We start from the raw sequence: 23,933 nt of genomic DNA, 5'->3' as shown, positions 1-23,933 counted from the left end.
CTTAAAGTGACTTGGGTATAAAACAAAAAGAGCCTGCAATTGGCAGGCTCCTATCTTAGTCACTCAGATGTGACGAGTATTACGCTGTTTCTGATACGGCTTGTGGTTTCTCTTCGTCAGCCAGTTCAGTTTCACCTTTACCCTTAGAGGTTTTGATAACGTAACCTGTCACAGCTAGGGCAAACACAATACCTACGATAGTTGATAGTTGCATTGGCAGACCAAAACCTAGCGAGCTGTTGTTTAAGATGAACGTGACACATACCGTGGTCATGAAGATAGCTGGGATAGTGGTAATCCAGTGCAGCTTGTTGTGACGCAGTAGGTAAGCGGACGCAGTCCAAAGCATCATTACCGCTGTTGTTTGGTTTGCAAAACCGAAGTAGCGCCAGATAATGCCGAAGTCTACTTGAGTTAAGATACCGCCGATAACGAACAGTGGAAGTGCCATCAGTAGACGGTTACGTAGCGTTTTTTGTTCCATGTTGAAGTATTCAGCAAGGATCAAGCGGCTTGAACGGAACGCTGTATCGCCAGACGTAATTGGTAGGATAACCACCCCCAGGAACGCAAGGATACCACCGAACACACCTAGCAGACCAAATGATGCGCTGTATACCACGTTACCAGGACCACCGTTTTTCACAGCTTCGGATAGAGCGTCTAGAGAGCCGAAGAAAGACAGAGCGATAGCACACCAAATTAGCGCGATAACACCTTCACCAATCATTGCACCGTAGAATACGAAGCGACCGTTTTTCTCATTTTCCATACAACGCGCCATCAGTGGAGACTGAGTTGCGTGGAAGCCAGAGATAGCGCCACATGCGATAGTGATGAACAATGCAGGCCATAACGGCATGTCATTTGGGTTGAGGTTAGAGAACATGTCCGAAACTTGGAAGTCACCCATTACTGTGTGTTCGCTAGAGAAAGCAACGGCTGTCATTAGGCCAACAGACATAAAGATAAGTAGGGCGCCAAACAGTGGGTAGAAACGACCAATGATTTTATCGACAGGAACAATCGTCGCAATGATGTAGTAAGCAAAGATAGCAATAACCATCGTTGTCATGCTTACACTCAAGCTTGTTTGATCATTGATGAGGTTGGTAATCATGCCAGCAGGGGCTGAAACGAACACTACGCCAACTAGAAGCAATAGGACAATGGCAAAAATATTCATAAAGTGTTTTGCGCCATTACCTAGGTAGCGACCTGTAATGGTAGGTACAGATGCACCGCCGTTACGCACTGAAAGCATGCCTGAGAAGTAATCGTGTACTGCACCAGCAAAAATACAACCGACTACAATCCAAAGCATCGCCGCAGGACCGTATAGTGCCCCCATGATCGGGCCAAAAATTGGACCAACACCTGCGATGTTAAGTAGTTGAACTAGGTAAACTTTCTTTGTTGACATTGGAACGAAGTCAACACCGTCCGATTTGGTGTGAGCTGGCGTTTGGCGTTTTTCATTGATGCCGAAAATCTTCTCGACGAAAGCGCCGTAGATGAAGTATCCGCCGATTAGGGCTGCGACACAGGTTAGAAACCACATCATAGCAATTGTCCTTGGTCTTAGTTGGGTAGGGTAATTTTTTAATCTCAGGATGCATGTTATGCGTCACTTGTGTTAAATGCATTCGGTTAGTAGATGAGTGGTCGAATAGAGCACTGAGTGGTCGATATGCTGCTTGAGCGGTTTTTAAAAATGGCGAAAGGTTGATGACAGTCTTGAGCGGCTGATTTGAGTCATCAGTGGTTAAATCTGCAAGCTCAGCGGCAAGCGCCAATAATTAGTGGTAAGCTTATTTTTGAAAACAATTACTTAAGGAAGAACCATGAAAAAGGTAACGGTAGGTCTGGCACTGGCTTTACTTGCAGGATGCACAGCAACGACAGCAGATCTTGCCAAGTCGGGAGATTGGCATCAGATCGGATATCAAGATGGCATAACCGGACACACATCGCGCACGATGAGCGAGCTTCGTGAGTTGGGTAGTGTTAAGCAAAGTGACTACGACCAAGGTTATTTAGAAGGTTTACGTGAGTACTGTAATCCTGCTTTTGCGTATCAAATGGGGTTATCTGGTCAGTATTACGAAGGGGTTTGTGAAGGTACTGAGCAAGCGCAAAAATTCCGCATGGAATGGCAACGTGGTTGGAATGAATACTCAAATTAATAGTCAATAAAGCCGTTGTTACACTGTCTGCATCACATAAATGTGGCAAAATCTTCCTTATTAAACTATGTTCACATTGCTTGATAGTGAGCACAGAAAAAAAGGAATCACATTATGTCAACGCAAATGGCTGGTGGCTGGAGTCCATTTCATGAACTCACAGCAGAGAATAAAGAAGTATTTGCTAAAGGTATCGAGGGGTTTGTCGGTGTCAAATACTCCCCTTTGGTTGTGGCTACTCAAGTCGTAGCCGGACAAAACTATGCGTTTTTCTGTAATGCAGAAGTTGTCTACCCTGGAGCACAACCATACCCAGCAATGGTTCATATGTTCAGCGACCTTGAAGGTAAAGTCGGTATTACTCACATTGAACGATTGAACTACTAAATTAAGCCATAAAAGGCGCCTGACTTTTAAATAAGTGAGGCGCTTTATTGATTAAGATTGATTAGTTTGCGCGATCACGACTTTTCTTAAATATCCTTGCTTGGCGTTCAGTTGCTCAGTCGCGCTTTCTCTATCCAGCCCGGTTAAAATCATCAAAATCGCTAACTTGGCGTCGTAGTCCGTTTCTTTGAGCGCCGTTTTAGCCTCTTGGTTAGTACAATCTGTTGCTTGCATAACAATACGAGCCGCTCTTGCAACTAGCTTTGCATTCGTCGCTTTCACATCTACCATTAAGTTCTGATAACTTTTGCCTAGGCGAATCATGCTTGCGGTAGTGAGCATGTTCAGTACGAGTTTTTGTGCCGTCCCTGATTTTAAGCGAGTGGATCCCGTTAACGCTTCAGGTCCTACAACGGGGCTAATCGCAATATCAGCAATATCAGCAATCGGAGAGTCAGGGTTACAAGATAGTGCTACAGTGGTGGCACCAAGCTCGTTCGCATACTCTAAGCCACCAATCACGTAAGGTGTTCGTCCACTTGCCGCAATACCAACGACGACATCGCGTTGTGTTAGTGTATTCTCTTTAAGATCTTGCTCACCCAATGCTGGATCGTCCTCCGCCCCTTCTTTTGCACGGAACATTGCCTCTTTTCCACCGGCAATAATACCAACGACCATCTCTGGATCTGTGCCAAAAGTTGGTGGGCATTCTGAAGCGTCCAAAACGCCAAGTCGACCACTGGTACCCGCACCGATGTAAAACAACCGACCTCCGACCTTAAATGCTTCCGTGATCTTATCAACGGCTTCAGCGATCTCAGGCAATACTTTTTCAACGGCAAGAGGAACGAGTTTGTCCTGTTGGTTGATGCGTTGAACAATATCGAGAGAAGGCAGCAAGTCGATGTCCATGGTGTCTGGATTTCGCCCTTCAGATACCAGATGGGATAAAGCTGCGATAAGTGCATCGTTCGTCATAATGAATTAAGCCTTTTTGTTTAGGATCTATTGCCCTTAATTTTTTGAATAGAGTACACCCAGTGAAGCGAGACGACTTGCCCCCGTAACTTCCGGTAAGTTGCTAGGGAGGCCGTGAATATGGCGCTGCGCAAGCCAAGCAAACGCCATTGCTTCCATGTAGTCGCCATCAACGCCTTTTTCTGCCGTTGTCGCAACGCTCCATTGTGGCAATAACTTAGCTAGTCGCTGCATCAAAAGTGGGTTTCTTGCTCCACCGCCACAGACCAATAGTTGAGGTGTGATGCCATGAGAAAACTTGTCGACTTCGTTGGCAATGGTAATTGCAGAATACTCGCAAAGTGTACGTTGTACGTCTTCGATTGGTAAATTGTGATGGGCCAGTTGTTGATGCAGCCAGTCAATATTGAACAGTTCTCGTCCGGTACTTTTAGGGGCTGGCATGGCGAGGTAAGCTTCTTTGAGTAATTGAGTCAACAAAGTAGCGTTTACCGTTCCTTTAAGTGCAAACTGTGCATCTTCGTCGAAGCTTTGCCCAGTATGCAGCGCACACCATGCGTCCATCAACATATTGCCCGGGCCTGTGTCATAGCCAATGACTGGTTGTTCTGGATGCAGTACCGAGATATTGGCAATGCCTCCAATGTTAAGTACCACAGTTGTGGAATCCTGCATCGCAAAAATGCTTTTATGGAAAGCAGGGACGAGTGGGGCACCTTGTCCACCTAGCGCCATGTCTTTACGACGAAAATCCGCTACCGTATCAATGCCTGTTTTGACCGCGATAATGTTTGCATCGCCCAATTGAGTGGTAAACGGCAAGTTTCCGGTAGGCTGATGGAATACTGTTTGACCGTGATTACCAATCGCACGAATTTGCTCTACGACGTAACCAGACTTATTGAGCAGCTGTAACACAGCATCTGCAAATAGGTGGCCGAGCTGGTGGTCAAGTTCACCTATGGCTTTTAAATTTGTTGCTTGACCGGTACAAACAGATAACAGCATGTCTTTTAGTGCTGCGGGCATTGGGTAGTCGTCATGCGCAATCAGGCGAACGTGCTCATCGCTTATTTCAACTAGAGCGGTATCAACACCATCCATACTCGTTCCAGACATCACACCAATGTACAGTTCGTTAAATTTCATAGCCGATCTCGTCAATTCTTCATTCACTTATTGTAAAGCAAATCTGAAGCGAATAACCTCATCGAATACGAGATATTCAGCCGATTTTGAGGAGAAAACATGGGACCGTTATGGGTTGACGTTGCGGGGTATGAACTGACCGCTGAAGACAAAGAAATCTTGGAGCATCCTACGGTTGGTGGCTTAATTCTATTTGCTCGCAACTATCATGATAGCAAACAGCTTCAAGCACTTACTCAATCCATCCGAAAGGCGGCTAAGCGCCCGTTTTTGATCGGTGTGGATCAAGAGGGCGGCCGAGTGCAGCGCTTTCGCGAAGGTTTCTCATTAATTCCTGCTGCTGATGAGTACGCTAAACATCAAAATGGTGAAGAGCTTGCTCGTATGGGCGGTTGGTTAATGGCAGCAGAGCTGATTGCCCATGATATTGATTTAAGCTTTGCCCCGGTACTTGACCAAGGCCATCAATGTAAAGCGATCGGTAACCGTGCATTCGGTGAAGATGCCGATACCATTCTTCGCTATAGCACTGCATATATGCAGGGAATGAAGAGTGTTGGCATGGCAACGACAGGCAAGCACTTCCCTGGACATGGTGGCGTGATTGCAGACTCACATCTAGAAACACCATACGACGAGCGCAGTGATATTTTTGAACAAGATATGGCGATCTTCAAAGCGCAAATTGATGCCGGTATTTTAGATGCCATGATGCCTGCTCACGTGATTTTCCCACACTATGATGCTCAACCAGCCAGCGGTTCTGAATACTGGTTAAAACAGGTCCTGCGTCAGCAATTGGGTTTTAAAGGTTTGGTTTTTTCGGATGACTTGACCATGGAAGGCGCTGCGATCATGGGCAGCCCTGCCGAGCGAGGTGCTCAAGCATTGAGAGCTGGCTGCGATATGTTGTTAATGTGTAATAAACGAGAAGCGCACGTTGAGGTATTAGACAACTTACCGGTTTCAACCGTGCCACTCGCGGATGGATTACTGAAAAAACAGTCATTTTCTCCAAGCGAACTTAAGCTATCTCAAGAGTGGAAAGCGGCGAGTGAAGCGATGAAACGCTTGACTAGCTAAACCTCTTGTAAAAGATTCAAAACAGCGATGAGAAGCCAAAGTTAATTATGCTTTGGCTTTTTATTTGACTGTAAATTTTAATTTACACTAAATGTTTTTTATTCTGTACGCTTGTTTTTCTTTTTTAGCCTGTTATCTTGTCGTTAAAGCTTAGTTGTCTCACCAAAGGTTTGGTTGGGTGTAAAAATAAATATACAGGTTAGAGTTATGCAGAAAAGTGAGTTGAGCAATATTAATATTATCGAAGAACAGGTTCTTATTACCCCGGAGGAACTAAAAACCAAGCTTCCTTTGAGTGAAAAAGCACGTCGCTTTATTCAAGAGTCTCGTCAAACTATCGCTAATATTATTCACAAGAAGGATCACCGCCTGCTTGTTGTATGCGGTCCATGTTCTATCCACGACGTGGAAGCGGCGAAGGATTACGCAAAGCGACTTAAAGCACTCTCTGAACAACTAAGTGACCAACTGTATATTGTTATGCGTGTTTACTTTGAGAAGCCGCGCACCACGGTCGGCTGGAAAGGCCTGATCAATGACCCACACCTAGACGGCAGTTTCGATATTGAACACGGTCTGCATGTTGGACGCGAACTTCTGGTGGAGTTGGCAGAAATGGAAATCCCGCTCGCGACTGAGGCTCTAGACCCAATTAGCCCACAATACCTGGCGGATACTTTTAGCTGGGCTGCAATCGGCGCACGTACGACGGAGTCACAAACTCACCGTGAAATGGCAAGCGGCCTGTCTATGCCAATCGGTTTTAAGAATGGCACCGATGGCAGTTTGGCAACCGCAATTAACGCGATGCAAGCTGCGTCCTCTAGCCACCGTTTTATGGGAATTAACCGTGAGGGACAAGTCGCACTGTTAACCACCCAGGGCAATGCTAATGGACATGTGATCTTACGTGGCGGCAAGCAAACTAACTACGATTCGGTATCAGTCACTGAGTGTGAGCAAGAGATGGCGAAATCTGGTCTTGATGCTTCATTAATGGTGGATTGCAGTCACGCCAACTCACGTAAAGATTACCGTCGCCAGCCATTAGTCGCGGAGGATGTGATTCATCAAATCCGTGAAGGCAATAAATCTATTATCGGTCTTATGATTGAGAGCCATATCAATGAAGGAAATCAATCTTCTGACTTAGCTCTTGAAGAGATGAAATACGGTGTATCTATCACTGACGCATGTATCAATTGGGATTCAACTGAGGCACTATTACGTCATGCACATGAAGAGCTAGTGCCTTTCTTAGAAAATCGTCTAAAGGCTAATTAATACAGGATTTAAGGAACATCAATGGCAGTTGAACTTAACGCATTACGCGATCAGATTGATGCAGTCGACAAGCAAATGTTGGAGCTATTGGCTCAGCGTTTAGCGCTCGTAGAGAAAGTTGGGGAAGTAAAAAGCGAACATGGTTTGCCAATTTATGCTCCAGACCGCGAAGCGGCGATGTTAGCTTCTCGTCGCGCTGAAGCTGAAAAAATGGGAATTCCTCCACAGCTTATTGAAGATATTCTGCGTCGAACAATGCGTGAGTCTTATGCCAGCGAGAAAGATTCCGGTTTTAAGTGTTTGAACCCTGATTTACGCTCAGTTGTTATTATTGGTGGTAATGGTCAATTGGGTGGCCTGTTTGGGCGTATGTTCAAATTGTCGGGCTACCAGGTCAAAGTTCTCGGTAGTAAAGACTGGGATCATGCGGATGAGATTCTAGACAACGCGGGTTTAGTCGTGGTCACGGTGCCGATTCATCTAACGGAAGGGGTGATCGAAAAACTGGGGAACTTGCCGCAAGACTGTATTCTGTGTGACCTGACTTCTATCAAATCGAAGCCTCTGCAAGCAATGTTGAATGTGCATCAAGGTCCTGTGGTTGGTTTGCACCCAATGTTTGGCCCAGATGTTCCGAGCCTTGCCAAGCAGGTTATTGTGTACTGTGATGGCCGTGGTCACGAGCATTACCAATGGCTATTGCAACAGTTTGGGATTTGGGGCGCAAGCTTGTGCCAAATCGATGCACAAGAGCACGATCATGGCATGACGTTGATTCAGGCGTTGCGCCACTTCACGTCGTTTGCTTACGGTATGCACCTAAGCAAAGAGAACCCGAACATCGATCAGTTGTTGAAGTTAAGCTCGCCAATCTACCGCCTTGAATTGGCGATGGTGGGACGACTGTTTGGTCAGGATCCGAACTTGTACGGTGATATCATTTTCTCTTCTCAAGAGAATATCGATATGATCAAGCGATTCCATCAGCGTTTAGGTGATGCGGTAGCGATTCTGGATAGCAGAGACAAAGCGCGATTCATCGAAAGCTTTAAGCAGGTGAGTGATTGGTTTGGTACTTATTCTCAACAATTTATGAATGAGAGCCAAAACTTACTCAAACAGGCGAATGATAATATTCATCGCGGCTAATCACGGGTCATTTAGCCGTGCAGAGTCCGAAACAAAAAGAGCAGCGTAAGCTGCTCTTTTTCGTGTTGATGGACAAATCAGTTCGTCGCAGTATTACTCGTATCTTCACTTGATACTGTGTTGATACTGGTATCGCGATAGGGTGAATTGGTTAAATTGACTTGTAGGCGTACAACGTTATCAATCAATTGAACCAAAGGTCCCCATTTCACTTTTTTCTCTTTTTCAAAGACGTCATTGAAGTTTTCTGGTGTCCACTCCATTAAGTATTGAGGGTTGAGTGCTCGTCCGAGGAAGCGTACTTCATAGTGCAAGTGTGGCCCTGTGGAGTTGCCAGAGTTACCGCATTGAGCAATGATGTCGCCTTTACTAACAAACTGACCGCTTTTCACTTTGAAGCGTTGTAGATGAGCAAAGGAGCTCATAAAGCCAAATGAGTGACGAATGGTGACATAGTTACCATAACCACGATTGCTCGGGCGAACGGTTTCCACCACACCGTCAGCCGGTGCCAGGATCTCTTCTCCTCTTTTACAAGTCAGATCGATACCAGTATGAACATGCCTCTTACCTGAAATCGGATTAATACGACTGCCGTAAGAAGAAGAAATTCGTTGGTATGTGACTGGGCTGTCATTTGGTATCAAACGGAACATCGTCGCTCGAACAGCAGAATCGATAGCGGCTGCGTCAATTCGCTCCTCTAACCCCATGCTGTTCTCATCGATCATCAACTCTTCGTCTGCGAGACCTAAAACCGATTCAACGTCGAATACCCGTTTGCCCAATAGCTGAATTTGATTGTTTTTGTCCGTCAAAGACTGGGAAAGCGAATGATTGGTATCAAGCTGTTCTTCGTAAAGAGCCGTCACTTCGGCCTTTTCACTTTCCAGTTTGGCGATGATTTGTGTTAGTTCGTCTTTATTGTGCATCTGCTGCTGATTAAGGTACCACGCGCCACCAACGACGGCGGGTAATGCCAATACTGAAGCAAATACTGCTAGGACCGAACTGCGGCCCAAATAGAACTGCTGATCGCCGTCTTTCGTCGGGATCTGCATGATGATTTTTTTAGACATAGTTATTGTTACTTAAATAGGCGTTCATTTATTTTTCTCCTAAAAACCAGAGAGGTGCTCTAACTCTCGATTCAGAAGGTCGTTATTGCCTACATTCAATTCTATAAATCGTTTTAGTTGGCTAATGCTTTCGATGTCTACCTTAGCGATCTTCAACCTAATCTCACACTTAGAGACATTCACAATTTGCGCTTTTAACGTAATCACTTGTTCGGATTGATCAAATGAAAAAGTCACATGGACTGGAAGGGTTGGATCCAAAGCCTCAGTCTCTTCCACTTTCATGAGTAAACCATGCAAGGAAAGATCTTGAATCCTAGCTTCAATTGCCAAGTCACGTTGTTCTATCTTAGCTGGAGCTTGATGGAGAATACGTGAAAAGCGTCGTCTCTCTGTCATATGAATATTCTCGTCAGGTCGTCAAACAGAATTGAATAGTATATCAATACGAACAAAAAGTGTTCGATTGTTGTTTGAAAAGTGTCGAGGTCGCTACAGAGTGACGTAAGTGCAATGTCATGTTCTTAACGAACGAGACGGGCTAATGAGCTCTTTTTATAACAAAGAAAACAAAGGCCGCTATGATAGCGGCCTTTGTACAAATTACAATCAAACTTTGTGGGTTGCGATTACTTCGCAATACGCTTGTATTTGATACGGTGTGGTTCTGCGGCTTCAGGACCCAATGTTTTCTTCAACCAATCCATGTACTCTGTGTAGTTACCTTCGTAGAAGTTAACTTGGCCTTCGTCACGGTAGTCAATGATGTGGGTCGCGATACGGTCAAGGAACCAACGGTCGTGCGAGATAACCATTGCACAACCAGGGAACTCTAGTAATGCTTCTTCTAGAGCACGCAGTGTTTCAACGTCAAGGTCGTTGGTTGGTTCGTCGAGTAGCAACACGTTGCCGCCCGCTTTAAGAAGCTTCGCAAGGTGGACACGGTTACGCTCACCACCCGATAGTTCACCAATAATCTTTTGTTGGTCACTGCCTTTAAAGTTAAAGCGTGAACAGTATGCGCGAGCTGGGATTTCGAAGTTGTTGATCTTAATGATATCAGCACCTTCAGAGATCTCTTGGAATACGGTTTTAGAATCGTCCATGCTGTCACGGAACTGATCGACCGATGCCAGTTTTACTGTATCGCCCATCTCAATTGTGCCCGAGTCTGGTTGTTCAGTACCACTTAACATCTTGAATAGCGTCGATTTACCTGCGCCGTTAGCACCGATGATACCAACAATTGCACCTTTAGGGATGCTGAATGACAGGTCATCAATCAGAACACGACCGTCAAATGACTTGGTCAGGTTCTTCACTTCAATAACCTTATCACCTAGACGCTCACCTGGTGGGATAAACAGTTCATTGGTTTCATTACGTTTTTGGTGATCAGAGCTTTGCAGTTCTTCAAAGCGAGCCATACGTGCTTTTGACTTCGCTTGACGACCTTTAGGGTTTTTACGTACCCACTCAAGCTCTTTCTCGATAGTCTTTTGGCGAGCACTCTCTTGGGAGGCTTCTTGTTGTAGACGAGCGTCTTTTTGCTCCAGCCATGAGGTGTAGTTGCCTTCCCATGGGATACCTTCACCACGGTCCAGTTCTAAGATCCAGCCCGCAGCGTTATCTAGGAAGTAACGGTCGTGGGTGATGGCTACTACGGTACCTGTGTAATCCACTAAGAAGCGCTCTAGCCAAGCCACTGATTCTGCATCTAGGTGGTTGGTAGGCTCATCAAGCAGTAGCATGTCTGGCTTAGAAAGTAGCAAGCGACAAATAGCCACACGGCGGCGTTCACCACCTGATAGGTGCGCAATTTTTTGGTCCCATTCAGGTAAACGAAGTGCGTTTGCCGCACGCTCAAGCGCATTTTCTAGGTTGTGGCCATCTTTCGCTTGGATAAGGGCTTCTAGCTCGCCTTGCTCTTTTGCAAGTGCGTCGAAGTCTGCATCTGGTTCAGCGTATGCTGCGTAGACTGCGTCCAAACGTTTCAGAGCGTCAGCAACGTCAGCAACCGCTTCTTCAACAACTTCACGAACGGTTTTTGATTCGTCTAATACTGGTTCCTGAGGTAGGTAACCTACGTTTAGACCAGGTTGTGGACGCGCTTCACCGTCGATATCCGTGTCGATACCTGCCATGATACGTAGCAGTGTGGATTTACCTGCACCGTTCAGACCTAAAACACCGATTTTCGCACCAGGGAAGAAGCTCAGAGAGATGTCTTTAAGAATTTGACGCTTAGGTGGCACAATTTTGCTCACCCGCGACATGGTATATACGTATTCAGCCATTGCCGATCGTTCCTAAATTAACTGTCATTCAAACCCATCATTTTATACCAACTGCTTTGTTTTTGTTACCGCATTGCAAGAATTTCCCTAACGAATGGATTTCTTATTTTGAGCTGACCGGAAACTTACACGGTTAGGGTATACACTTTTGTTATTCGTTAAGAATGACGAAGTGTTTTCTATGCGAGTTAGAAACGCTTTGTCTCCATCGTCTTAAAAGTTTGACGAGTACAATTTTTAATACACTAAGTTGCTTTACATGGACATCTGCATTCTGTGTAAATAGATGCATGTGTGAAAATTGCCTTAACATCACATGAACTCTAACAAAACTAGGCTTTAGGGCAGTATATGTCTGGGGAAAATGACACAAATGAGATTCAACGTATCTGAATTGGCTAAAAACGTATGCTGCGCCGCCGCGTTGTGTGCTATGAGTTTGAGTGCTAATGCCGCGCTGAGTTTGGAAAAGCAGCGCGAAGTATATGAGCAAGCTCAAGATTTATTAGATAAAAATGACATCGATGGATACCTTTCGATTCGTCCTAAAATTTCTGACTATCCACTAACGCCTTATGTGGATTACCGCACTTTTATTAGACAGTTACCGGAAAAGTCACCACAACAGGTAAACGAGTTTATTTCTGAGCACGAGTCTTTTCCATTTTCTCGTCGAGTTCGCGCTCCATACCTCAATCATCTTTATAAGCAAAAAGATTGGAAAACTATTACTGAGTTTCAAAAAGTCATTCCTAGTGGTGAGCGTTACCAATGTATTTTCTACGTCGCCCAGTTAAAGCAAGGCAAGAAAGTCGCGGCATTTAAAGGGGCTGAACATATGTGGTTACGTGGCATCAGCATTGCTGATGAGTGTGACCCATTATTTGCGGCATGGGACAAGGCGGGTGAGCGTACCGATGAACTGATTCTACAGCGTATGTTACTGGCGTTTGATGCTCGTAATGGCGGTTTGATGAGTTACTTGCTCAAACTGCCTAAATCAGCGCAGGCAAAGCAACAAGCCAAAGAAATGAAAGCGTTGTTTGATAATCCTTCAAGTGTTGCGGAATTCGCGAAGAAAAAACCTGCGAATGATTTTAATCGAGCGCAAAGTGAATATGCGTTAGAAAAGTTGGCTCGTATGAACACTAGCCAAGCACAAGGTGCGTACGATGCTGTCATTGAAGGACAGAAGTTTTCTCCAGAAAAAGCGCAAGAACTTGCCGACTATATTGCATTTCGATTGACTCGTACGGAGTCTGAGTCATTAGCTAAATGGCGCGATGATAAAACGAAAACCAGTCAGTACTTACCGTTGATTGAAACGCGCATCCGCTTAGCGATTCAAAATGCAGATTGGAAAGGCGTACAAGAGTGGATTGCTGTTCTAAATAAAGAAGAACAAGCCACGCTACGCTGGCAATATTGGCTTGGAAGAAGTGAAATAGCGTTAGGTGATGACATCGCGGGGAAACAGCGTTTAGCAACTCTGCTTGGGCAACGAAACTTCTACAGTGTGGCTGCCGCCAATGCAATCGGGCAATCAATCAAATACCCAACGCATACGGTTAAGTTGGATAAGAAAGTTGTTCAACCCTATCAAGACTCGTTAGCTCGTATCGAAGAGTTGATCGCGACGGATAAAATCGCAGCAGCGAAGAGTGAATGGGCACACTTACTGCGCCGCGTAGGGAAAGATGAAAAGGCGATGTTGGCGGCTTATGCATCATTTAAACGTTGGCATCACCTAACGGTGACCGCGAGTATTCAAGCGCAGATGTGGGATAATATCGAACTTAGGTTCCCAATAGCACACCGCTGGTGGTTTAACTTTTATGCGAAAAAGCACAACATTGATCCCGTCACGATGATGTCTCTCGCTCGACAGGAAAGTGCGTTAGATGTTGAAGCCCGCTCTCCAGTTGGCGCTCGTGGTCTTATGCAGATCATGCCTGCGACGGCGAAGTACACGGCACGTAAATATAAGTTGAGTTATCAAGGTACGCAGGATCTCTACAATGTAGGAAAAAATATCGAAATTGGTAGCCATTATTTGCAAGGTTTATTAGAGGATTACGATAATAATCGTATTTTTGCTCTTGCTGCTTATAATGCAGGTCCTAACAGAGTAAAAACGTGGCGAGAGCGTACCCAAGGAAAAGTGGATGCTTATGCCTTTATTGAGGCAATTCCATTTAAAGAGACGCGCGGTTATGTACAAAACATCTTGATGTTTGAAACATACTATCGTGATCTTTTGGGTATCGATGGCGCGTTCTTGAATCAACATGAGATCAATACCAAGTATTGAGTGAGGTAACTTGATGTCGCACGAACCCGAGTACAAAGACTGGCAACAGATTATTGAGCTAATTCGAACAAGTATGGGCACCCAGCAAGATGACATGCTGTTAACAATGCTGATGTCACGTGATGAGAGAGAGTCATTAATATCACGCGTTAATATAATTAACGAACTTCTTAAAGGAGAATTATCTCAACGTCAGATCAGTCAGATGCTTGGTGTGGGCATTGCCACCATTACTCGAGGCTCTAACGAACTAAAGTCGAAATCTGATGAAGAAAAAGACAAGTTGAAAGTCTTGTTAGAACAAGTTGCGGTATCTAAGTAGACAGTATATCCAATTTGCTTTTAGGCCTTGGTGTTACAAGTGACTAAGATAACGTATTACAAAGGGCGGAAATATCCGCCCTTTTGCGTATCTAGAGACTAGGCTGAGTGTTATAAATTTGAAGGAAAGTGCTCAGGGTTTGTGAATGGAATTAAAGCCAGAATCAAGGCTTGGTGATAGACCGAGCTTCGAGTTAGCTGGTTTTGGGTTAGCAGGCTAATAGCGCCACCTTTCTGTTTGATGTTATCAGTACCAAACACTTCGTCCATTACATCTCCCAACTCATTCGCATCCTTGAGTTTTTCCAAGACTTTTGGCGGCAACATTAAGCTTGCAGAACGAGATTCACCGCGGTGAGTCTCTGATTCAACCACCATCCAAGCAAACGTCACGTTTGCTTCAATTCCCGCTTCGAGACCGACATAGTAATCCGCGTTTGGCATCTCTACTTTTGCGTTTTTAACGCGGTTTAGCGCACCACGATGAGTTTCTTCATTCGTCATGGGCTGATCTGCGACCTCACTCGGTACACTGATGCCAACGAAGTTGAACTCTTGATGCGGAAATGCATTACGAAATGCACTTTGAACTGCATTAATTTTGGCTGGGTTTAGCGATGCGATTACGACTTTTTGGGTTGCCATGATCTTTTTACTCACTGGTGTCTATTAACTCAATTTTACTTGCGTAGGCTTTACGTTCTCACTCGGGTAACAGCCTAATACTTTCAAGTGCTTAGTGATTTTTGTTAGCTCTTCAAGTGCCTGTTGCATTTCTGTCGAAGCAAGATGTGATGTCAAGTCTACGTAGAACATCTCTTCCCACGGGTTCCCCATAATTGGGCGTGATTCCAGCTTGGTCATATTGATGCCGTAACGTTGCAGCACTAATAGTGTTTCAACCAATGAGCCTGCCTCTTGGGAGGTCGACATGATCAATGTGGTTTTTGCTGGAATCTGAGTAGAAACTTCAACCGGTTTACGAGCAACCACGATAAAGCGAGTATGGTTTTCGGTTTGGTTTGCGATGTTGCCTTGAATTGCTTGCAAGCCATATAGCTTACCGCTTGATGCATTACCAATTGCAGCCACATCATCACGATCCATCTCTTGGACTTTCTGCATTGCATCTGCTGTGCTCGCGCAGGATTCCAGCTTTACCCCTTTCATACGGCTTAAAAACTCACTGCACTGTTGGTGTGGCTGAGGGTGAGAATACAGCGTTTTAATATCTTCCAGACGAATGTCTTTTTTCGCAACCAAGCAGTGTTCGATTGGTTGAGTTAGCTCTCCAACGATGTAAAGCGTCGTGTGTTGTAGTAAGTCATACACTTCATTAATAGAGCCTGAGCTGGTGTTTTCGATTGGCAGAACGCCATAATCAGCATGGCCAGATTCAACCGTTTGAGTCACTTCTTTAAAGTGCTCGCAGTTGAGCTCGATAAGCTCCGTATTTTTACGACTGAAGTATTCGCGACTTGCCAAGTGCGAATAAGAGCCTTTGGCTCCTAAAAAAGCGACGCGAGCAAGTGGCTTACGGCTTTGCTGTGGGTTAACGAGATTTTGCAGATAACTTTGTTGAAGCAGAACTGAGTCTTCAATGATGGTATGGAAAAGTTTGGTGATGTACTGCGCGTCAAGTTCGTATTTATCTTGGCCATTAGAAATCAGCTTGACCAATAATTGCTGTTCACGGACGGCGTCGCGAACAGGCTTTGAGGTTTGTACTTTGCTTTTGGCTACTTCAATGCTGAGTTTACGGCGCTCAGACAATAAGCTGAGAAGTTGGTCATCCAACTCATTCAAGCGTAAACGAATTTCTTCGAGGGAAATAGGTTGGTCAGTCATCAATTCTTTCCTTATAAAAAAGCCTCCCGATTTGGGAGGCTTTCTGTTTGTTTTTGACTTTTCTTTCACAAACGAGTTCGCCCCTCCAACTATGGGAGGAAAAAGAAGTCAAAAATAAACAGTGAGGTTAAATGCATAAATAGTGCTTAATTTATGAGTGTTTAAACACAATAAGCAAGGCTGGGGAGAGCGTCAAGCAAAAAAATAGCGCCTTTCGGCGCTATTTCCTCAATCTGTTCAGTTTACTCTTCTTCTTCCACTAGCTCAGGCTTACTTGCACGTCGAGCTTCAGGTTTGTGGGTCAGCTTGTTCAATTGTCGTTCTAGTTTTTGCTCCACTTCGTTGATAGCTGCGTAAAGATCTTCGTGAGTTGCTGAGGCAATGAGCTGGCCTTTAGGAACTTTGATAACCGCTTCGAATTTTTTCTGTTTGTTTGGTTCCTCACTGAAAGTTGCTTGGCAACCAATTAGGTCTACTTGCCATTTCTCCAGTTTTTTAAATTTGCTCTCAATATGAGCTCGGATTGCAGAGGTGATTTCGATGTTTTTGCCAGTGATATTCATTGTCATAAGTGTTTTTCCTCTGTTGCATCCCTCATGGGTTGAGTTCAGATTACCGCTTTAAGCATAAAAAAATGTGATTCAGATCATTATTTTGCTCGGGTTTTTTATGATGAAAAATGAATGTGATCTCACTCAAGAACTTCTGAGATTTATCGTGAAATTGCTTGTTATCGGTTAGTAAATCCGTAGATTGGATAGAGTACTCAGCTGAAAACGGCCTCGTTTTTAGGGAAGTTTTACGGCCTAATATTTGAGGTGGTTAAAATTTAACTACACGTAAGGTGTGATGACGATCACTGAGTCTCTCCAATGAATCCATTTAAAAAGCCGCTTGCTGTACAAGCGGCTTTTTACTGTCTGGCATTTGGCTGACTTTTCGTAGCGGTATCATGAAAATGGGGTCTTTTGGGGCTAGTGAAACCCCTTCTAAACTTTTGACTTGGTCCAAACTTTCTAGTTGTTTGTATATTATGTAGTAGCGATTAATGCTTGTGACGTACCCAACCGTTGAGCTTAAACTTTTCCGCATAACGACTTCCACGTTATTAAACCAAACATTAGGATCGTAACCTTGTTGGGCTGCACGCTTACGAATACGCTCTACATTGCCGGGGCCCGCATTGTAAGCCGCCAATGTAAAGTAGAGTTTATTTTGTGCAGTAATATCAGGATCACTGAAGTACTGCTTACGCAAAAAAGCTAAGTATTTCACTCCAGCATGAATGTTGTTTTCTAATTGTCGAACATTTTTGATATTGATATTCGGATCTTGAGCGGTGCTGGGTAGGACTTGCATTATGCCAACGGCACCTCGGCTTCCAACTAGGTCGTTATTAAATCCTGATTCCTTGTAAGCGATTGCAGCGATCAGTAAATAGTCGATATCGTATTTCTCACCATAGCGTGAAAATAGCGCCGCGAGTTTTTCTAGTTGAGCAATTTTCTTAGGGTTAAGAGCTCTGTTCAACCATCCCGTGTTATCGATGTATTTGCCGTAAATAACGTTACCGAGTAGTGTCCCAGAGCGAGACTTCTGGATGAACTTATTCACGACGGCTTTTAATTTGGGACTATTTTCTCGCATTGCCCAAGCAATTTTGCCATTTTTGCGGATAGGGATTTTTTTGTGCACCCGAATATCATCCATCACTTTCAGCCAAAGCTTGGCTTTATGGCTATCGAGAACAATGGCTTTGACGTAACCATTGTTGAGCATTCCGACCAGCTCATAATCTTGAAGTGTTTCTTCAATAAAGTGCACGATAACAGGCGGTAAGCCTTTTTTGTTTAGTTTCTTATTTAGTGTCTGAATGCTTTCAAAGTAGCTAGAACTGGCGCGCACCCAAATCTCTTTGCCGCTCAATTGTTCGATTTTCGTCATCGTTGGTGTGCTTTTGTTTGTCACTACCCACTCTTGAATACCAGTGAGGATGGGTGAACTGAACTCCACTTTCTGTTTGCGCGTGTCGGTAATAGTCAGGTTGGCGACAACTAAGTCACCTGAACCGTTTTCTAAGGCTGGCAGTAGCTGGTCGCGGGCAACAGGAATAATTTGTACGTTAAGCTTTGGTTTGAGTTTACGAAGGTCTTTTTCGAAATGCGCCAGCAATTCCGCGCCTATGCCTTTTGGTGTGCCGCCCTCAATGTAGTAAAAGCCTAAATCAGCAGAAACTAAGACGCGCAGTACATTCTTCTCCTTGATGACATCGAGGTCTCCGGTATAAGGAGGCTGTTTGAGCGGCGAGATTTGCAGTGCGTAAACGGAAGCAGACAATAGGAGCAGCATAACTGCGCAAAGCTTAGATATCGTCACGTTCACATCCTTTTTATAAAGGGGGAGGAGAACTTTAAGCATATGTGGAGCTAGGAAGATCATCAAGAAAGGGCTGAATATACTATTGAGAGTAATAAAAAACCGCCACGGTAAAAACGGTGGCGGTTCAGTTTAAAGCAAGTTCAATTACTTCACAGGGTTGAGCTCTATAAGCTTTTCAGTTCTTGCTACGGCGTCTTCCAAACCAAGTTGCTTGTAGGCCTCTAGCTGGATAGTCAGTGACTTACGTGCAGCTTCTGTGTCTGGATACGCTTTTTGTAGCTCTTGGCTGCGATTAATAGCAGCGACCCAAGCTTCACGGCGAAGGTAGAAGTCAGCAGTCGCTAAATCATAGTTCGCTAGACGGTTTTTCAGCGCAACCATACGTTTTTGTGAATCTTCTGCATATGGGCTATTCGGGTAGCGTTGAAGTAGTTTTTTGAAGTCATCAAACGCTTTTTTTACCGGTTCAGGATCGCGATCGCTTCGATCTACGCTGAATAAATCATGCATAAAGTTACGATCTTGCGCCATGTGGCTTAGACCTCGCATGTACAGCACCCAATCCATCTTTTCATGGGTTGGGTTTAAACGCATAAAGCGAGAAATGGTTGCCAAGCCCAAAGCAAGGTCGTCGTTTTTGTAGTACGCATAGATTAGGTCAAGCTGCACCTGTTCTGAGTAGGCACCGAATGGGTAACGTGAGTCTAATGCTTCCAGTTTCTCAATTGCAGAAAGCCAATTACCACTTTGAAGAGAAATCTGTGCGTCTGCATACAGTTCCGAAGGCGGCACATCAGGAACGATTTCTTCTTTGCTTGCACATCCAAACAGAAGGGATACCGCTAAAAGGCCTGTTAAAGTCTGACGTTTCATATCAGGAGTCTGTTCCTTGAATCTAAATATTTCTTAAGCTGCCGTTACTTTCTTTCCAGTAACAGATACAATGACGTAATAGTCTATTTTTTCACAGTCGTGAGCATTAGTCTCACAGTTTTTAAAAAAGTTCGATATGGCTCAGCAGATTGTATTAACAAATACCGTAAAAGATAGCCAGTTAGGTCAACGTTTAGACCAAGCTATCGCCGAATTATTCGCGGACTTCTCTCGCTCGCGCCTAAAAGAGTGGCTGCTTGATGGGAAAGTTCAAGTTGATGGTGAAGTTGTCACTAAACCTCGTACCAAAGTAATGGGTGGCGAGGAAATTACATTGCAAGCCGAGTTAGAAGATGAAGAACGCTGGGAAGCGCAAGATATCCCGCTAGATATCGTCTATGAAGATGAAGATATTATCGTTATCAACAAACCTCGTGACTTTGTGGTTCATCCGGGCGCTGGTACGCCTGATGGCACTGTACTTAATGCGTTGTTGCATCATTACCCTGATATTGCAGAAGTACCTCGTGCAGGTATCGTGCACCGTTTGGATAAAGACACCACGGGTTTGATGGTGGTGGCGAAAACCGTTCCTGCACAAACTCGTCTGGTTCGCGCACTGCAAAAACGTAATATTACTCGTGAGTACGAAGCGATCGCTATTGGTCGTATGACTGCGGGCGGTAAAGTGGATCAACCGATTGGTCGTCACTCTACTAAGCGCACGCTTATGGCGGTAGCACCAATGGGCAAACCAGCAGTAACGCACTACCGTGTTGCTGAACGCTTCCGCGAACACACGCGTATTCGCTTGCGTCTAGAAACGGGTCGTACGCACCAGATTCGTGTGCACATGTCTTACCTTCAGCATCCGTTGCTCGGTGATATTGCATATGGTGGACGTGCTCGCATCCCGACAGGTGCGTCTGAAGAGCTAACGGCAATGATCCGGGGCTTCGATCGCCAAGCATTGCACGCAGTAATGCTGCGCTTTGAGCACCCAATTACGGGCGAAGTTCTTGAGTTTCATGCTCCAGTGCCTGATGACATGGTTGTGATGACTGAAGCGCTTCGTCAAGATACAGAAGAGCACGGCTTACCGGAAGAATTCTAATATGAAGACGATCATTCCGAATTGGCCAGCGCCTAAAAATGTCAAAGCTTTCGCCTCAACACGCATAGGCGGATTTTCGACAGGCCCTTACCAAGGGCTAAATTTAGGTACTCACGTTGGGGATGATTTGTCTTTAGTAGAGAAGAACCGAGCTTGGTTGGCGCAACAGGCAAGCATGCCAAATGCGCCAATCTGGTTAAACCAAACGCATTCAACCGTTGTGGCTCAAGCAAATGAACCAACAACACAGGTGCTTGATGCGGATGGTGTATTTACTTCTTCAAGCCATGTTGTATGTTCAGCGATGACCGCCGACTGTTTACCTGTATTATTGACTAATACACAAGGTACGCAAGTAGCCGCTGTTCACGCAGGTTGGCGCGGCTTAGCAAATGGCATTGTCGAAAATGCGTTAGCGTTGTTTTCTGGTGAAGTGATAGCGTGGCTTGGCCCCGCCATTGGCCCTCATGCCTTCGAAGTGGGTGAAGATGTTCTGCAAGCTTTTGTTGATTTTGATTCACAGGCGAATCAAGCATTTGCTCCACGCGATATCGACGGTAAATGGTTTGCTGACATGTCGGTGCTGGCAACGCAACGTTTAAACCGAGCTGGTGTGACACAAGTGTTTGATTCTGGACTTTGTACTTACCAAGATAAAGCCTCTTTTTACTCGTATCGCCGTGATGGTAAGACAGGTCGACAAGCAACCTTTATTTGGATCGAAGACTAGCTATAAGCACCAAAGTGCTAAGATGCATACTACTATTTTTGCAAAGCTATCTTTATTCATTCACTCCCTTGAAATTCCCCTCGTGAGTATCCATCTTTCTAACTGTCAAAAGAATTTCCTTTAGTTGAGGTTAGGAAGGTAGATATGCGTCTTGATCGATTCACAAGTAAGTTTCAAATCGCTATCTCTGATGCTCAATCACTAGCGTTAGGGCGCGATCATCAATATATCGAGCCAGTTCACCTCATGGTGGCTTTGCTTGATCAAAATGGCAGTCCAATTCGTCCATTGCTTACTATGCTGGATGTGGACGTAACGCATTTACGCTCTAAATTGAGTGAAATGTTAGATCGATTACCAAAAGTCAGTGGCATCGGTGGGGATGTTCAGCTCTCTAGCTCGATGGGCACATTGTTTAACCTGTGTGACAAAGTGGCGCAAAAGCGTCAAGACTCCTATATCTCGTCTGAAGTCTTCCTGCTTGCCGCTTTAGAAGATCGCGGACCGTTGGGGCAATTACTCAAAGAGATCGGTTTAACAGAGCAAAAAGTCAGCCAGGCAATCGAAAAGATCAGAGGTGGTCAAAAGGTCAATGACCCGAATGCGGAAGAGCTTCGCCAAGCATTGGAAAAGTTCACCATAGACCTTACCGAACGTGCAGAGCAAGGTAAATTGGATCCTGTTATCGGCCGTGATGATGAAATCCGTCGTACTATCCAGGTATTGCAGCGTCGTACTAAAAACAACCCTGTGATTATCGGTGAACCAGGCGTAGGTAAGACAGCAATTGTTGAAGGCTTAGCGCAGCGCATAGTTAACAATGAAGTACCTGAAGGTCTGCGTGGTCGCCGTGTGCTATCACTGGATATGGGCGCACTGGTTGCTGGCGCGAAATACCGTGGGGAATTTGAAGAGCGTTTAAAATCAGTATTGAATGAACTTGCTAAAGAAGAAGGCAACGTCATCCTCTTCATTGATGAACTACACACTATGGTCGGTGCTGGTAAAGGTGAAGGCTCAATGGATGCGGGCAACATGCTAAAACCGGCATTAGCTCGTGGTGAGCTGCACTGTGTTGGCGCAACAACATTGGATGAATATCGTCAGTACATCGAAAAAGATGCAGCATTAGAACGTCGTTTCCAAAAAGTGCTGGTGGATGAGCCGACCGTTGAGGATACCGTGGCGATTTTACGTGGCTTGAAGGAGCGTTATGAGCTTCATCATCACGTCGAAATTACCGACCCAGCGATTGTTGCTGCGGCGAGTTTGTCACATCGCTATGTCTCCGACCGTCAGTTGCCGGATAAAGCGATTGACTTGATTGACGAAGCGGCTTCAAGCATTCGTTTACAAATTGACTCTAAGCCAGAGTCCTTGGATAAGCTTGAGCGTAAAATCATCCAACTCAAAATTGAGCAACAAGCACTAAGTAACGAGCACGATGAAGCGAGTGAAAAGCGTTTGAAAGCGCTTAATGAAGAACTCAATGAAAAAGAACGTGAGTACGCTGAACTAGAAGAGGTTTGGAATACAGAAAAAGCAGCTCTTTCTGGCACTCAACATATTAAGTCTGAGCTTGAACAAGCTCGTATGGACATGGAGTTTGCTCGCCGTGCTGGCGATCTAAACCGTATGTCGGAGCTTCAATATGGTCGTATTCCTGAACTTGAGAAGCAGTTAGATCTTGCAACCCAAGCTGAAATGCAGGAAATGACGCTATTGCGTAATAAAGTAACCGACAACGAGATTGCAGAAGTACTTTCTAAGCAAACCGGCATTCCGGTATCCAAGATGCTAGAAGCGGAAAAAGAGAAACTACTTCGTATGGAAGACGTGCTGCATAATCGTGTGGTAGGGCAAAGCGAAGCGGTCTCTGTTGTATCGAATGCCATTCGTCGTAGTCGAGCTGGGCTTTCTGATCCAAACCGACCAATTGGCTCCTTCTTATTCTTAGGTCCAACTGGTGTGGGTAAAACAGAGCTTTGTAAGACACTTGCGAGCTTTATGTTCGACAGTGAAGATGCGATGGTCCGTATCGATATGTCTGAGTTCATGGAGAAACACTCAGTGGCAAGGTTGGTTGGTGCTCCTCCAGGCTATGTCGGATATGAAGAGGGTGGTTACTTAACTGAAGCGGTTCGTCGCAAGCCGTATTCGGTAATTTTGTTAGACGAAGTAGAGAAAGCGCATCCGGATGTATTTAACATTCTGCTGCAAGTTCTCGATGATGGGCGTTTAACGGATGGTCAAGGTCGTACTGTTGACTTCCGTAATACGGTTGTGATCATGACATCTAACTTGGGTTCATCTCGTATCCAAGAGAATTTCGCAACATTAGACTATCAAGGTATCAAGAGTGAAGTGATGGATGTGGTTAGCAAACACTTCCGCCCAGAGTTCTTGAACCGTGTTGACGAAATCGTGGTGTTCCATCCACTTGGTCAAGAGCACATTAAGTCCATTGCTTCTATTCAATTGGAACGTTTGGCGAAACGACTAGAGGAGAAAGGCTATCAACTAGAAGTTTCCGACAAAGCACTCGACTTGATCGCTCAAGTTGGTTTCGATCCTGTGTATGGTGCGCGTCCTTTAAAACGTGCAATTCAGCAGAATGTCGAGAACCCGTTAGCCAAATCAATTCTTTCTGGTGAAATCGTTCCAGACAAGACAGTGCAGCTAATTGTTACTAATGACCAAATTTGTGCTCATCAATAATTGTATGGATACAGTAAAATTGAGATAAAAATCACACTAAAGGG

21 protein-coding genes and 1 other annotated feature are annotated in these 23,933 nt (G+C 44.9%); of the genes, 10 read left to right on the top strand and 11 right to left on the bottom strand.

Translation table 11 applies throughout. The features are described 5' to 3' along the window. Positions 1 to 79: 79 nt before the first annotated feature. Positions 80 to 1,564, bottom strand: a complete 1,485-nt coding sequence (locus J4N40_RS13780; protein ID WP_005381914.1) for a carbon starvation CstA family protein — start codon at positions 1,562 to 1,564, stop codon at positions 80 to 82. 280 nt (positions 1,565 to 1,844) lie between these two features. Here J4N40_RS13780 and J4N40_RS13775 point away from each other — a divergent pair, with 280 nt between their 5' ends. Together J4N40_RS13775 and J4N40_RS13770 are read left to right on the top strand one after the other, a co-directional pair. Then, complete coding sequence (locus tag J4N40_RS13775) at positions 1,845 to 2,186, top strand: DUF2799 domain-containing protein (RefSeq protein WP_005381912.1); 342 nt, start codon at positions 1,845 to 1,847, stop codon at positions 2,184 to 2,186. A 114-nt stretch (positions 2,187 to 2,300) separates the two neighbouring features. Next, entirely contained in the window at positions 2,301 to 2,573 is a 273-nt protein-coding gene (locus tag J4N40_RS13770; protein WP_005381911.1) for a hypothetical protein, read from the top strand. Between the two features lie 51 nt (positions 2,574 to 2,624). Here J4N40_RS13770 and murQ read toward each other — a convergent pair whose 3' ends face one another. Together murQ and J4N40_RS13760 are read right to left on the bottom strand one after the other, a co-directional pair. Beyond that, positions 2,625 to 3,554, bottom strand: coding sequence for an N-acetylmuramic acid 6-phosphate etherase (gene murQ, locus J4N40_RS13765; protein ID WP_017636161.1), 930 nt, complete (start codon positions 3,552 to 3,554; stop codon positions 2,625 to 2,627). Between the two features lie 36 nt (positions 3,555 to 3,590). Continuing rightward, positions 3,591 to 4,703, bottom strand: a complete 1,113-nt coding sequence (locus J4N40_RS13760) for an anhydro-N-acetylmuramic acid kinase (RefSeq protein ID WP_017821495.1) — start codon at positions 4,701 to 4,703, stop codon at positions 3,591 to 3,593. A gap of 99 nt (positions 4,704 to 4,802) precedes the next feature. Between J4N40_RS13760 and nagZ the strand changes: the two genes are divergently transcribed. The 3 genes from nagZ to tyrA all read left to right on the top strand — a co-directional run bounded on the left by nagZ (position 4,803) and on the right by tyrA (position 8,219). Continuing rightward, positions 4,803 to 5,786, top strand: coding sequence for a beta-N-acetylhexosaminidase (gene nagZ, locus J4N40_RS13755; RefSeq protein WP_017821494.1), 984 nt, complete (start codon positions 4,803 to 4,805; stop codon positions 5,784 to 5,786). A 207-nt stretch (positions 5,787 to 5,993) separates the two neighbouring features. After that, complete coding sequence (locus tag J4N40_RS13750; protein WP_005381904.1) at positions 5,994 to 7,070, top strand: 3-deoxy-7-phosphoheptulonate synthase; 1,077 nt, start codon at positions 5,994 to 5,996, stop codon at positions 7,068 to 7,070. A 21-nt stretch (positions 7,071 to 7,091) separates the two neighbouring features. Then, positions 7,092 to 8,219, top strand: coding sequence for a bifunctional chorismate mutase/prephenate dehydrogenase (gene tyrA, locus J4N40_RS13745; protein ID WP_005381901.1), 1,128 nt, complete (start codon positions 7,092 to 7,094; stop codon positions 8,217 to 8,219). 77 nt (positions 8,220 to 8,296) lie between these two features. Here the strand turns inward: tyrA and J4N40_RS13740 are convergent, their stop codons facing one another. The 3 genes from J4N40_RS13740 to ettA form a co-directional block, all read right to left on the bottom strand. Then, a complete protein-coding gene (locus J4N40_RS13740; protein WP_005381900.1) occupies positions 8,297 to 9,298 on the bottom strand; it encodes a M23 family metallopeptidase in 1,002 nt (333 codons plus the stop codon). Positions 9,299 to 9,337: 39 nt separating this feature from the next. Then, positions 9,338 to 9,697, bottom strand: coding sequence for a PilZ domain-containing protein (locus J4N40_RS13735; protein WP_031781006.1), 360 nt, complete (start codon positions 9,695 to 9,697; stop codon positions 9,338 to 9,340). Positions 9,698 to 9,927: 230 nt separating this feature from the next. Continuing rightward, the gene (gene ettA / locus J4N40_RS13730) at positions 9,928 to 11,595 is read right to left on the bottom strand and encodes an energy-dependent translational throttle protein EttA (RefSeq protein WP_005381894.1); all 1,668 of its coding nucleotides are present in this window, start codon (positions 11,593 to 11,595) and stop codon (positions 9,928 to 9,930) included. A gap of 364 nt (positions 11,596 to 11,959) precedes the next feature. Between ettA and sltY the strand changes: the two genes are divergently transcribed. Both sltY and trpR read left to right on the top strand, forming a co-directional pair. After that, complete coding sequence (gene sltY / locus J4N40_RS13725) at positions 11,960 to 13,906, top strand: murein transglycosylase (protein ID WP_373921177.1); 1,947 nt, start codon at positions 11,960 to 11,962, stop codon at positions 13,904 to 13,906. A 13-nt stretch (positions 13,907 to 13,919) separates the two neighbouring features. Beyond that, the gene (gene trpR / locus J4N40_RS13720; protein WP_005381892.1) at positions 13,920 to 14,228 is read left to right on the top strand and encodes a trp operon repressor; all 309 of its coding nucleotides are present in this window, start codon (positions 13,920 to 13,922) and stop codon (positions 14,226 to 14,228) included. A 110-nt stretch (positions 14,229 to 14,338) separates the two neighbouring features. On the opposite strand, the gene yjjX is transcribed toward trpR, so the two are convergent. The 5 genes from yjjX to bamD form a co-directional block, all read right to left on the bottom strand. Beyond that, a complete protein-coding gene (gene yjjX / locus J4N40_RS13715; protein WP_005381891.1) occupies positions 14,339 to 14,872 on the bottom strand; it encodes an inosine/xanthosine triphosphatase in 534 nt (177 codons plus the stop codon). Between the two features lie 24 nt (positions 14,873 to 14,896). Continuing rightward, a complete protein-coding gene (gene pheA, locus J4N40_RS13710; protein ID WP_017636154.1) occupies positions 14,897 to 16,075 on the bottom strand; it encodes a prephenate dehydratase in 1,179 nt (392 codons plus the stop codon). 12 nt (positions 16,076 to 16,087) lie between these two features. Further along, positions 16,088 to 16,209, bottom strand: a sequence feature (Phe leader region). Between the two features lie 108 nt (positions 16,210 to 16,317). Then, positions 16,318 to 16,644 carry a ribosome hibernation-promoting factor, HPF/YfiA family gene (gene hpf, locus J4N40_RS13705; protein WP_005381889.1) on the bottom strand — a complete coding sequence of 109 codons (327 nt, stop codon included), beginning with the start codon at positions 16,642 to 16,644 and terminating at the stop codon, positions 16,318 to 16,320. Between the two features lie 313 nt (positions 16,645 to 16,957). Further along, on the bottom strand, positions 16,958 to 18,451 hold the full coding sequence (locus J4N40_RS13700; RefSeq protein ID WP_025768442.1) for an MltF family protein: 1,494 nt from the start codon (positions 18,449 to 18,451) through the stop codon (positions 16,958 to 16,960). Positions 18,452 to 18,598: 147 nt separating this feature from the next. Next, the gene (gene bamD / locus J4N40_RS13695; protein ID WP_005381876.1) at positions 18,599 to 19,327 is read right to left on the bottom strand and encodes an outer membrane protein assembly factor BamD; all 729 of its coding nucleotides are present in this window, start codon (positions 19,325 to 19,327) and stop codon (positions 18,599 to 18,601) included. 136 nt (positions 19,328 to 19,463) lie between these two features. Here bamD and rluD point away from each other — a divergent pair, with 136 nt between their 5' ends. The 3 genes from rluD to clpB all read left to right on the top strand — a co-directional run bounded on the left by rluD (position 19,464) and on the right by clpB (position 23,889). Continuing rightward, entirely contained in the window at positions 19,464 to 20,441 is a 978-nt protein-coding gene (gene rluD / locus J4N40_RS13690) for a 23S rRNA pseudouridine(1911/1915/1917) synthase RluD (RefSeq protein WP_005381875.1), read from the top strand. A 1-nt stretch (position 20,442) separates the two neighbouring features. Next, the gene (gene pgeF, locus J4N40_RS13685; protein ID WP_115385746.1) at positions 20,443 to 21,171 is read left to right on the top strand and encodes a peptidoglycan editing factor PgeF; all 729 of its coding nucleotides are present in this window, start codon (positions 20,443 to 20,445) and stop codon (positions 21,169 to 21,171) included. Positions 21,172 to 21,315: 144 nt separating this feature from the next. After that, positions 21,316 to 23,889: an ATP-dependent chaperone ClpB gene (clpB, locus tag J4N40_RS13680; RefSeq protein ID WP_005381873.1), complete on the top strand. Its 2,574-nt coding sequence runs from the start codon at positions 21,316 to 21,318 to the stop codon at positions 23,887 to 23,889. The last annotated feature ends 44 nt before the right edge of the window (positions 23,890 to 23,933 follow it).

The organism is Vibrio sp. SCSIO 43097, assembly GCF_023650755.1.
Classification (GTDB): domain Bacteria; phylum Pseudomonadota; class Gammaproteobacteria; order Enterobacterales; family Vibrionaceae; genus Vibrio; species Vibrio alginolyticus.
The sequence above is the reverse complement of the archived record's forward strand: the minus strand, read 5'-3'. Positions and strand labels throughout refer to the sequence as shown.

Coding starts and splice junctions, on each gene's coding strand:
- J4N40_RS13780 (WP_005381914.1), bottom strand. CDS start 1,564: ATGATGTGGTTTCTAACCTGTGTCGCAGCCCTAATCGGCGGATACTTC.
- J4N40_RS13775 (WP_005381912.1), top strand. CDS start 1,845: ATGAAAAAGGTAACGGTAGGTCTGGCACTGGCTTTACTTGCAGGATGC.
- J4N40_RS13770 (WP_005381911.1), top strand. CDS start 2,301: ATGTCAACGCAAATGGCTGGTGGCTGGAGTCCATTTCATGAACTCACA.
- murQ (WP_017636161.1), bottom strand. CDS start 3,554: ATGACGAACGATGCACTTATCGCAGCTTTATCCCATCTGGTATCTGAA.
- J4N40_RS13760 (WP_017821495.1), bottom strand. CDS start 4,703: ATGAAATTTAACGAACTGTACATTGGTGTGATGTCTGGAACGAGTATG.
- nagZ (WP_017821494.1), top strand. CDS start 4,803: ATGGGACCGTTATGGGTTGACGTTGCGGGGTATGAACTGACCGCTGAA.
- J4N40_RS13750 (WP_005381904.1), top strand. CDS start 5,994: ATGCAGAAAAGTGAGTTGAGCAATATTAATATTATCGAAGAACAGGTT.
- tyrA (WP_005381901.1), top strand. CDS start 7,092: ATGGCAGTTGAACTTAACGCATTACGCGATCAGATTGATGCAGTCGAC.
- J4N40_RS13740 (WP_005381900.1), bottom strand. CDS start 9,298: ATGTCTAAAAAAATCATCATGCAGATCCCGACGAAAGACGGCGATCAG.
- J4N40_RS13735 (WP_031781006.1), bottom strand. CDS start 9,697: ATGACAGAGAGACGACGCTTTTCACGTATTCTCCATCAAGCTCCAGCT.
- ettA (WP_005381894.1), bottom strand. CDS start 11,595: ATGGCTGAATACGTATATACCATGTCGCGGGTGAGCAAAATTGTGCCA.
- sltY (WP_373921177.1), top strand. CDS start 11,960: ATGACACAAATGAGATTCAACGTATCTGAATTGGCTAAAAACGTATGC.
- trpR (WP_005381892.1), top strand. CDS start 13,920: ATGTCGCACGAACCCGAGTACAAAGACTGGCAACAGATTATTGAGCTA.
- yjjX (WP_005381891.1), bottom strand. CDS start 14,872: ATGGCAACCCAAAAAGTCGTAATCGCATCGCTAAACCCAGCCAAAATT.
- pheA (WP_017636154.1), bottom strand. CDS start 16,075: ATGACTGACCAACCTATTTCCCTCGAAGAAATTCGTTTACGCTTGAAT.
- hpf (WP_005381889.1), bottom strand. CDS start 16,644: ATGACAATGAATATCACTGGCAAAAACATCGAAATCACCTCTGCAATC.
- bamD (WP_005381876.1), bottom strand. CDS start 19,327: ATGAAACGTCAGACTTTAACAGGCCTTTTAGCGGTATCCCTTCTGTTT.
- rluD (WP_005381875.1), top strand. CDS start 19,464: ATGGCTCAGCAGATTGTATTAACAAATACCGTAAAAGATAGCCAGTTA.
- pgeF (WP_115385746.1), top strand. CDS start 20,443: ATGAAGACGATCATTCCGAATTGGCCAGCGCCTAAAAATGTCAAAGCT.
- clpB (WP_005381873.1), top strand. CDS start 21,316: ATGCGTCTTGATCGATTCACAAGTAAGTTTCAAATCGCTATCTCTGAT.